The following is a 9,960-nucleotide window of genomic DNA, read 5'->3' as shown; positions in this document are numbered from 1 at the left end:
GACGCTTTCGGTACGCCAGCCTCTCTACCGAAAGGCCTTGGGTGCTGGTTATCAAAAATCCAAGGCGTTGCTTCAGTCCAGTGAACAGGAGTTGAACAAAGAGGAAATGGAGTTGTCCCTGCGCACTTTGCAGGCCTATTTGGAAGTGTTGACGGTCAGGCAGTTGATACAGGCCAATGCTGCTCAAGTGGCGGCACTGACCGCGCAGCAAGACTATGTGCGACAGGCTCAGGAAAAAGGATTCATGCGCAAGACCGAGCTGCTTGAGGCCCAATCGCGATTGCGTTCAGCTGAGGCTGACCAGCGCGCATTGCAAGGCCGTTTGGGGCTAGGTTGGACTGCTCTGTCAAGGCTTACCCGCCAGGAAATGCCGACACTATGGCAGCTTTCTGCCCTGAGGGTGCAGGAGCAGGTTCGGCGGCAGTTGCAGACGCCTGCCGATTTGCATCAGTGGTGGACTCGCGCCCAAGAAGGCAGCTTTCAACTCAAGAGCTTAAGAGCGCAGGAAGAGGCTGCCAAAATTGAAATGGATATTGCCAGTGCGGGCCACTTGCCGTCGGTAGACTTGGTTTACCAGGAGCTATCGAGCGGAAATGAGTTGCCCAACACGCCCAACAACCTTTACCGTACCCAGCAGTTGGGCTTGCAGGTGACCGTGCCGATTTATGCCGGTGGTGCGGTAAATGCAGCGCAGAGGTTGGCACAAGCGGCGTACACGAAGATTCAGTGGCAGTTTACATATGCCAACGACCAACTGCAAATGGAGGTGCAGTCTAGCCACAATGCGCTGCTTGATGCTCAAACACGTCTGGAACACCTGACCTTGGATCTTCAAGCCAAAAATGAAAGTCTTCGAGCGGTTGAGCAGGCCTTCCAGGCGGGACTCGACACGCGTCTCAATGTTCTGCAAGCTCAAGAGCGGTTGCAGCAAACGCGCTATGGAATGCTGGATCAGGCTGGCAAGTATTTGCAACAATGGCTCAAACTTGAGGCTGCTTCCGGGCAGATTGATGAAAAACTGGTGACATCATTGAGTCAATGGTTTGAACCAATGTGAGCTGGTTTTTTGAAACAGATGTCATGCATTCGCACTGTCGGAAAAAGCGAGCTTGTTGACTCTGCCACCAAAGGCCAAGTTTCATAAAACCAATCCTGTCTAAACAGCCGCTTCCACCGCATCCCAAAAAAGTGCTGCCACATCACACCCCATCTGGTCGGTGATTTCCTGAAAGCAGGTGGGGCTGGTCACGTTGATTTCGGTCAGGCTCTCGCCAATGATGTCCAGGCCGACCAGCATCAGGCCGCGTGCAAACAGCACAGGGCCCAATGCTTCGGCGATCTCGCGGTCGCGCGCCGAAATCGGTTGGGCTACCCCCTTGCCACCTGCTGCCAAATTGCCACGCACCTCACCGCCTTGCGGAATGCGAGCCAGGCAAAAAGGCACAGGCTTGCCACCGATCAACAGCACCCGCTTGTCACCTTGGGCGATGCCGGGCAAAAACTTTTGCACCATCACGGTCTGCGCACCGTCCCGGTTCAGGGTTTCAATGATTGCACCCAGATTCAGTCCATCCACCCCCACTTTGAAAATACCCATGCCGCCCATGCCATCCAGGGGTTTCAAAATGATGGTGCCATGCAGCGCATGAAAGGCGCGGATGTCGGCTTCGCTGCGCGTCACCAGCGTGGGTGCAATGAACTGCGGAAACTCCAGGATGGCCAATTTTTCAGGGTGGTTGCGCAGCGCGGCCGGGCTGTTGAAGACCTTGGCACCTTCACGCTCTGCCTGGCTCAGCAGGTGGGTGGCGTAAAAGTACTCGCTGTCAAAAGGCGGGTCGGTGCGCATGATGACGGCGTCAAAGTCCTTCAGGTTGGCGCGGCGTGTGGCGGTCTGGGTGAACCAGGCATCGGCTTGACCCGTCAGAGTGATCTCGCGCACCTGCGCTGAAACGGCTTCGCCTTGCTGCCAGCGCACATCGGTCATCTTGCAGGCGACCACCTGATGGCCACGCTTTTGCGCCTCGCGCATCATCGAAAAAGTGGTGTCCTTGTAAATCTTGAAGGACTCGAGAGGGTCGGCAATAAAGAGAATATTCATGCCTTCATTGTAGGTGGGCGGTTGGAATTTGTCTGGCGAGTGACGGCCTGCAGCTGGGCCATCTGGCAGTGAACACGAAGCTGCGTTGCCAAGCCCAGGTATTCACCATCAGCCGCCAGTGGCACGCCATCAACACAATCAATTGTCAATGTCTTGAAGGGGCGGCACTGCAGGCGTGGATCGGTCAAATGCTGACCGATCAACAAGCGCGGCAACATGTTCAGAACACCTGGCCGCCCCATGGGCCCAGCCAGCAGCGCATCCAGCTGCCCATCGTCAATCCGGGCGTGCGGCACTGCAGGCATGCCTGAGCCAAAGCTGGGTGTGTTCAGACTGGATGCAAACAAGGTGGGGCCAGAGGCGATGGGCTCAGCATCTGCACTTACCGAAAGTTGCCAGGTTCGCAAATAAACCAATTCTTTGAGCGTCGCCCAAAGGTAGCGCGGCAAACCCCTCAGCCAGCGCGGCCCGCTCAGGGCGCGCAGGCCTACCGAAGAATCAAAGCCTGCCGTCAGGCTCGATAAAAAAGGGGTGTCATGGCTTTGCCCTTGCAAGTCCGTCCAGCACGCCAAGCCGGTATCGATGGGCTGGGCAGGGCCGTTCAAGGCATGTCCCAAAGCAGCAGGCCATGACAAACCATACAGGCCCATCGCCCTGGCGCAATCGTTGCCGCTGCCCATGGGCACCAGGGCCAGTGTCAGGTGACGCGACAGCACGGCGGGCAGCCAACGGTTCAAGGTGCCATCACCGCCTACGGCCACCACCCGACTGCCTTCAGGCAAGTTGTGCAGCATGGCCAGACTTTCTTGCAATTTATCCGGGGCCGCAAAGCTGACATCGGGTGCGTGCGCTTGCAGCCAATTTTCTAATTTTGGAATGGCTCGAGCAGCCCGCCCACCTTGTGCATGGGGGTTGAGCAGGACGACTGTCATGGGGTCACTGAAACGCGACTTCAGCAAAGCTGCGCAGCTTGCGGCTGTGCAATTGTTCGGGGCCTGCGTCGCGCAACAGGGTCACGGCACGGATGCCGATTTGCAGATGCTGCTTGACCCTTTCGCGGTAAAACTGGTTGGCCATGCCGGGCAGTTTGATCTCACCGTGCAGCGGTTTGTCGCTGACGCATAGCAAGGTGCCGTAGGGCACCCTGAAGCGAAAACCGTTGGCCGCAATGGTGGCGCTTTCCATGTCCAGCGCTACGGCGCGGCTTTGGCTGAAGCGCCGCTGCGGGGTACTGGCCACATTGCTGGTGGGCAGCAGTTCCCAGTTGCGGTTGTCGGTGCTGGCCACAGTGCCCGTGCGCATGAGGCGTTTCAGCTCTGCACCATGACACCCGGTGATCTCGGCCACGGCTTGCTCAAGCGCCAGCTGAATCTCGGCCAGCGCAGGAATCGGCACCCACAGCGGCAACTCTTCGTCCAGCACATGGTCTTCGCGCACATAGGCATGGGCCAGTACATAGTCACCCAGCTGTTGCGTGGTGCGAAGACCCGCACAGTGGCCCAGCATCAGCCAGGCATGCGGACGCAGCACCGCGATGTGGTCGGTGATGGTTTTGGCATTGGCAGGCCCCACCCCAATGTTGACCATGGTGATGCCGCTGTGACCCTTGCGCACCAAGTGGTAGCCCGGCATTTGCGGCAGGCGAGGCGGCGCTTGGCCTTGCGCATCGGCGTCTTCAGGTGACAGGCCGATCCGGCGAGTCACCACATTGCCAGGTTCAATGAAGGCGATGTAAGCGCTCTCAGGGTTTTGCATCTCGGCGCGGCCCAGGGCGATGAACTCGTCGATGTAGAACTGGTAATTGGTGAACAGCACATAGTTTTGAAACCATTGTGGCGAAGTGCCCGTGTAGTGGCGCAGACGCTGCAAGGAATAATCCACCCGGGGCGCTGTGAAGAGTGACAACGGACGGGCTTCTGCGGCGGCGGGCTCGTAGGTGCCATTGGCAATCCCGTCGTCCATGGCAGTGAGGTCGGGCAGGTCAAATACCTCGCGCATCAGGGCCTGCCGCTCAGGGCTCAGGCTGCCTTCCATGTACTCGTCTTCGGCAAATGAAAAATGGATCGGAATGGGTTGGCTGCTGGTGCCCACCTGCAAACTGACGCCGTGATTTTTAAGCAAGAGCGACAGCTGCTTTTGAATGTAATAAGCGAACAGGTCCGGTCGGGTCAAGGTGGTTTCAAAGCGGCCTGACTCGGCCACAAAACCGTAGCTCAAGGGGCTGTCCAGCCCAGCCGGCTTGCGGCTGGCGCTGCTGACCTGAATGCGAACAAAAGGGTAGAAAGCCCGCACCCGGGTGTCGGCCATGTCCGCTCCCGCTACAAAGTCGCGCATGGCCTGGCGCAAGTGGTTCACGCCTTGCTGGTAAATGTGCTGGACTTGCGCCAAAGCGCTGTCGGCGTCGTGGTGTTCAGAAGGGGCGATGAAGGGCGGTAGGTTCTGCATGTGTAAATCCCGATCGGTGCACGCCAGTGTAGGGGGCAACGCCATCAGGATGTTGATTCAGAACCATCTGCCCATCATAAAAAATCACATATTGCGTCGGTACTGCCCACCCACCTCAAACAAGGCGTTGGTGATCTGTCCCAGTGAGCAAACACGCACCGCATCCATCAGCACCTCGAACACGTTGCCGTTGTCGATCACGGCTTGTTGCAGGCGTCTTAAAACTGCGGGTGATTCTTGGGCGTGCAGGGCCTGAAAGTCCTGCAGGCGTTGGAGTTGCGATTGCTTTTCTTCTTCGGTCGAACGGGCCAACTCCAGCGTGTCATTGACCGGGTCGCCATGCGGATTGCGGAAGGTGTTGACGCCAATAATGGGCAGCTCACCCGTGTGCTTGAGCATCTCGTAGTGCATGGACTCGTCTTGAATCTTGCCACGCTGGTAACCGGTTTCCATCGCGCCCAGCACGCCGCCACGTTCGGCGATTTTTTCAAACTCAGCCAACACCGATTCCTCTACCAGTTCGGTCAGCTCGTCAATGATGAAAGCGCCCTGGTTGGGGTTTTCGTTCTTGGCCAGGCCCCACTCACGGTTGATGATGAGCTGAATCGCCATGGCCCGGCGTACCGACTCTTCGGTGGGGGTGGTGATGGCTTCATCAAAGGCATTGGTGTGAAGGCTGTTGCAGTTGTCGTAAATTGCGATCAGCGCCTGCAATGTGGTGCGGATGTCGTTGAACTGAATTTCTTGCGCGTGCAAGCTGCGGCCACTGGTCTGAATGTGGTACTTCAGTTTTTGTGAGCGCTCATTCGCACCATATTTTTCTTTCATGGCCACGGCCCAGATGCGGCGGGCCACGCGACCCAGCACCGTGTATTCTGGGTCCATGCCATTGGAAAAGAAGAAGCTCAGGTTGGGCGCGAAATCGTCGATGTGCATGCCACGCGCCAGATAGGCTTCGACAAAAGTGAAGCCGTTGGAGAGCGTGAAGGCCAGCTGCGATATCGGGTTCGCCCCGGCCTCGGCAATGTGGTAACCCGAGATCGACACTGAGTAAAAATTGCGCACATCGTGGTGCACAAAATATTGCGCGATGTCGCCCATCACCTTGAGCGAGAACTCGGTGGAAAAGATGCAGGTGTTTTGGCCCTGGTCTTCTTTCAAAATATCGGCCTGCACCGTGCCGCGCACGTTGGCCAGCACCCATGCCTTGATCTTGGCGGCTTCGGTCTCGGTGGGTTCGCGGCCATTTTCGGAGGTGAACTTGTCGATGTTTTGGTCGATGGCCGTGTTCATGAACATGGCCAAAATCGAGGGCGCCGGGCCATTGATGGTCATCGACACGGATGTGGTGGGGTTGCACAAGTCAAAGCCCGAATACAGCACCTTCATGTCGTCCAGCGTGGCCACGTTCACGCCCGAGTTGCCCACTTTGCCGTAGATGTCAGGGCGCAGATCGGGGTCGTTGCCGTACAGCGTGACCGAGTCGAAAGCGGTGGACAGGCGCTTGGCGGGCAGACCTTCGCTCACCAGCTTGAAGCGGCGGTTGGTGCGAAACGGGTCGCCTTCGCCTGCAAACATGCGTGTGGGGTCTTCGCCTTCACGTTTGAATGCAAAAGTGCCCGAGGTGTAGGGGTAGCTGCCGGGCACGTTGTCCAGCATCAACCACTTGAGCACCTCGCCATCGTCTTCGTATTTGGGCAAGGCCACTTTGCGGATGGTGGTGCCGCTGAGGGACTTGGTCGTCAGGGCCGTGCGGATTTCCTTGTCACGGATTTTGACCACGTACTCATCGCCCGCGTAGGCCTTTTGCATGTCTGGCCACTGGCCGAGCAGCTTGCGGGCGGAGGGGTCTTGGGTTTGTTCGCGCTGCACCGCCAAGTCGATGGCGGCCTCTGCGGCTTTGGCGCGACCGGACTTGCCTGATTCGAGCATGCGGGCTGCAGCGCGAAGCTGCTGGATTTCACGGGCCAGGCGCGACTGGTCAATAGCGCGCTTTTTATAGCCGCGAACGGTGTCGCTGATCTCTGCCAGGTAACGCGTGCGAGCAGATGGCACCACCGGGTTCTGGTGGGTGCTGTAGCGCACGCTGACCACAGGCAAACGGCCTTCGGTGGTCTGCATGCCCAGCTCGGCCAGGCGGGTTTTGAGGGCCTGGTACAGCGCGGTCACGCCATCGTCGTTGAAGCGCGCAGCCATGGTGCCAAACACCGGCATCTGCTCGGTCGGCACCGTCCAGGCTTCCTTGTTGCGCTGCACCTGCTTGGCCACATCGCGCAGTGCGTCGTTGGCGCCTTTGCGGTCGAATTTATTGATGGCTACGAACTCTGCAAAGTCCAGCATGTCGATCTTTTCGAGCTGGCTGGCCGCGCCAAATTCGGGCGTCATCACATACATGGGTACATCCACGTGCGGCACGATGGCGGCATCGCCCTGGCCGATGCCAGACGTTTCCACCACGATCAGGTCAAAACCAGCCACCTTGCAAGCGGCCACCACGTCGGGCAGAGCGGCCGATATTTCGGAGCCAAAGTCACGCGTGGCCAGCGAGCGCATGAACACGCGCGGGCCTTGCGACCAAGGAGAAATCGCGTTCATGCGGATGCGGTCGCCCAGCAAGGCCCCTCCACTCTTGCGGCGTGACGGGTCAATGGAGATCACCGCTACGCGCAAGCTGTCGTTTTGGTCCAGCCGCAAACGTCGGATCAGCTCATCGGTGAGAGACGACTTGCCTGCGCCACCGGTGCCAGTGATGCCCAGCACGGGGGTTTTCTTATGGGTGGCTTGTTCGCGCACGGCTTTGACCACGCTGGCATCGGCCTTGTCATTCTCCAAAGCGGTGATCAGTTGCGCCAGAGCGCGCCAGTTCATCTCGCCGTGGCCCTGGATGGCGTCAACGGTTTTGGGGGCCAGTGGGCTGACGTCCTGGTCGCAGCGCATGACCATCTCGCCAATCATCCCGGCCAGGCCCATTTTTTGGCCGTCTTCGGGGCTGAAAATGCGCACGCCGTGCTCGGCCAGCATGCGGATTTCGGAGGGCACGATCACGCCGCCACCGCCACCAAACACCTGAATGTGCTCACCACCCCGGGCTTTGAGCAGTTCCATCATGTAAGTGAAGTACTCGTTGTGGCCACCCTGGTAAGAGCTGATCGCAATGCCCTGGGCATCTTCTTGTAGAGCGGCGGTGACCACCTCGTCGACCGACCGGTTGTGCCCCAGGTGGATCACCTCTGCGCCCATGCTCTGCAAGATGCGCCGCATGATGTTGATGGCGGCGTCGTGGCCGTCAAACAGCGAGGCGGCGGTCACAAAACGCACTTTATTGGTAGGGCGGTACTCGGCCAAGGCCTTGAATTCTGCGGACAAGTCGGTCATTCGGTGTCTCCGTTAGCGGTCTGTATGCATTGACGTTGACGTAAACGTCAACCACAGCCAGCATCTTAGCCGCTGCCGCCTTTCCTGTCACTGACAGGCTGACGCGCATGCAAAAAGTTATCATTCTTTTCTCATTCAGCCCGCTGGCCCTCACCATGAATACACCTCCAAGCCCCTCCGAATTCGATGTTCAGCCCGCTTCGGGCTATGCCGGTGACATCAGCCCCCAACTGGCTTGGGCCTGGGTTCAGTCGGGCGAGGCCGAATTGGTCGATGTGCGCACCGATGCCGAGCGCGCCTGGGTGGGCTTTGTGCCGGGCGCCCATGCACTGGCCTGGAAACAGTGGCCTGGCATGGCCATGAACCCCGAATTTGACGCAGGCATTCAAAGTGTGGGGGCGGGCGGCAAGAAGCTGTTGCTGCTGTGCCGCAGTGGGGTGCGGTCTATCGCCGCAGCGCAGCGCGCCACCGAGCTGGGTCTGCAGGCCTACAACATTCTGGAGGGCTTTGAGGGCGATCCGGATGGCGATGCCCACCGGGGTTTGAAGGGGGGCTGGCGTTTTCGGGGGCTGCCCTGGCAGCAAAGCTGACGGGCCTTTTCGGCAGCTGTGCTGCACCTGTGCTGCACCTGTGCCCTTTGCGACTTTGGCCTCGCGGCTCTGGGCGATAAACTGAAGCCATGAATACATCTGTTCAAAAGTTGCTTGAGCGCATCGAAGCCAAACGCGACGAAGTCACCGCCCTCACGCAAGCGCTGGTTCGCATTCCCACCATCAACCCGCCGGGTGACGCTTATGAAGCCTGCGCCCGTTTCATTGGTGAGCGGCTGGCCAAAAAGGGTTTTGCCGTTGAATATGTGCGTGCCATCGGCGCACCGGGCGACAGCGACAGCCATCCGCGCACCAATGTGGTGGCGCGCTGGCAGGGTCAGGCACCCGGTGAGTGCGTGCATTTCAACAGCCACATTGACGTGGTCGAGGCGGGATCGGGCTGGACCTACGAGCCTTTTGGCGGACAGGTGGCCAACGGACGGGTCTATGGCCGTGGCAGCTGTGACATGAAGGGCGGGCTGGCGTCCAGCATCATTGCTTGCGAAGCCCTGATCGAATCGGGTTTGCCGATTCCTGGCGCGCTGGAAATCAGTGGCACGGTCGACGAAGAGTCGGGTGGTTTTGCCGGCGTGGGCTACCTGGCCGAGCGCGGGTATTTCAGCAAACCGCGTGTGCACCATGTGATCATTCCCGAGCCGCTGGGCGTTGACCGCATCTGTCTGGGGCACCGGGGCGTGTGGTGGGGTGAGGTGGAAACCCGGGGGCGCATTGCGCACGGTTCGATGCCTTTTCTGGGCGACAGCGCCATCAACCACATGAGTGCCTTCATCCACTTGCTAGAGACTCAGTTGCAACCGCGCCTGCAAGGCCGACGCACGGCTGAGCCGGTCGAACCACCAGGCGCACGGGTCAGCACGCTCAACATCAACAGCATCCATGGCGGTCAGGTGGAGCAGCATTACGCCAATGACGAACGGGGCTGGCCCACGGCGCAAACGCCTGCCCCCGTGGTGGCGCACAGTTGCCGCACCGTGCTGGACCGCCGTTTCATCGCTGAAGAAAACCTCGAAGCCGTCAAGCAGGAAATCATCGACATGCTCGACGAGCTCAAGCGCACACGGCCAGGGTTTGACTACGGCGTCCGCGAGATCATGAGTTTTGTGCCCACCGCTACGCCCAAAGACGCCCCTGTGGTGGACGCCACAGCGCGGGCTATTGCCCGGGTGCTGGGACGCGAGCCCAGCTACATTTCGAGCCCCGGCACCTACGACCAAAAGCACATCGTGCGCACCGGTAAGTTGCAAGACTGCATTGCCTATGGTCCAGGCATCCTGGATCTGGCGCACCAGCCCGACGAATATGTGGGCATTCAGGAGTTGGTGGATTCGGCCAAGATCATGGCCCTGGCATCGCTCGACCTGACGGGTTGGTCGCGCATGGCGGCTGCCTGATTCGACACTTCCAGGCTTGGCAGGCCGGTTAGACCTGGAA

General features: G+C 59.3%; 7 protein-coding genes. 3 read left to right on the top strand and 4 right to left on the bottom strand.

The window, feature by feature from the left end; translation table 11 throughout:
- Nucleotides 1-1,057, top strand: a 1,057-nt coding sequence (locus tag ACIQ3A_RS01090; RefSeq protein ID WP_396429905.1) for a TolC family protein, incomplete at its 5' end; no start/stop codon positions are given.
- Between the two features lie 99 nt (nucleotides 1,058-1,156).
- On the opposite strand, the gene gshB is transcribed toward ACIQ3A_RS01090, so the two are convergent.
- The 4 genes from gshB to icmF all read right to left on the bottom strand — a co-directional run bounded on the left by gshB (nucleotide 1,157) and on the right by icmF (nucleotide 7,918).
- Complete coding sequence (gene gshB, locus ACIQ3A_RS01085) at nucleotides 1,157-2,098, bottom strand: glutathione synthase (RefSeq protein WP_396429904.1); 942 nt, start codon at nucleotides 2,096-2,098, stop codon at nucleotides 1,157-1,159.
- Nucleotides 2,095-3,030: a diacylglycerol/lipid kinase family protein gene (locus tag ACIQ3A_RS01080; protein ID WP_396429903.1), complete on the bottom strand. Its 936-nt coding sequence runs from the start codon at nucleotides 3,028-3,030 to the stop codon at nucleotides 2,095-2,097. The genes gshB and ACIQ3A_RS01080 overlap by 4 nt, the downstream gene beginning before the upstream one ends.
- A gap of 4 nt (nucleotides 3,031-3,034) precedes the next feature.
- Nucleotides 3,035-4,543, bottom strand: a complete 1,509-nt coding sequence (locus tag ACIQ3A_RS01075; RefSeq protein WP_396429902.1) for an AMP nucleosidase — start codon at nucleotides 4,541-4,543, stop codon at nucleotides 3,035-3,037.
- Between the two features lie 84 nt (nucleotides 4,544-4,627).
- The gene (gene icmF, locus ACIQ3A_RS01070) at nucleotides 4,628-7,918 is read right to left on the bottom strand and encodes a fused isobutyryl-CoA mutase/GTPase IcmF (RefSeq protein WP_396429901.1); all 3,291 of its coding nucleotides are present in this window, start codon (nucleotides 7,916-7,918) and stop codon (nucleotides 4,628-4,630) included.
- A 155-nt stretch (nucleotides 7,919-8,073) separates the two neighbouring features.
- Between icmF and ACIQ3A_RS01065 the strand changes: the two genes are divergently transcribed.
- Nucleotides 8,074-8,508: a rhodanese-like domain-containing protein gene (locus tag ACIQ3A_RS01065; protein WP_396429900.1), complete on the top strand. Its 435-nt coding sequence runs from the start codon at nucleotides 8,074-8,076 to the stop codon at nucleotides 8,506-8,508.
- Between the two features lie 89 nt (nucleotides 8,509-8,597).
- Complete coding sequence (locus tag ACIQ3A_RS01060) at nucleotides 8,598-9,920, top strand: acetylornithine deacetylase/succinyl-diaminopimelate desuccinylase family protein (RefSeq protein ID WP_396429899.1); 1,323 nt, start codon at nucleotides 8,598-8,600, stop codon at nucleotides 9,918-9,920.
- Nucleotides 9,921-9,960 lie beyond the last annotated feature (40 nt).

The organism is Limnohabitans sp. (assembly GCF_044361985.1).
Lineage (GTDB): Bacteria > Pseudomonadota > Gammaproteobacteria > Burkholderiales > Burkholderiaceae_C > Limnohabitans_A.
The sequence above is the reverse complement of the archived record's forward strand: the minus strand, read 5'-3'. Positions and strand labels throughout refer to the sequence as shown.

Excerpts from the sequence above, each read along its gene's own strand:
- gshB (WP_396429904.1), bottom strand. The coding sequence starts at position 2,098 with ATGAATATTCTCTTTATTGCCGACCCTCTCGAGTCCTTCAAGATTTAC.
- ACIQ3A_RS01080 (WP_396429903.1), bottom strand. The coding sequence starts at position 3,030 with ATGACAGTCGTCCTGCTCAACCCCCATGCACAAGGTGGGCGGGCTGCT.
- ACIQ3A_RS01075 (WP_396429902.1), bottom strand. The coding sequence starts at position 4,543 with ATGCAGAACCTACCGCCCTTCATCGCCCCTTCTGAACACCACGACGCC.
- icmF (WP_396429901.1), bottom strand. The coding sequence starts at position 7,918 with ATGACCGACTTGTCCGCAGAATTCAAGGCCTTGGCCGAGTACCGCCCT.
- ACIQ3A_RS01065 (WP_396429900.1), top strand. The coding sequence starts at position 8,074 with ATGAATACACCTCCAAGCCCCTCCGAATTCGATGTTCAGCCCGCTTCG.
- ACIQ3A_RS01060 (WP_396429899.1), top strand. The coding sequence starts at position 8,598 with ATGAATACATCTGTTCAAAAGTTGCTTGAGCGCATCGAAGCCAAACGC.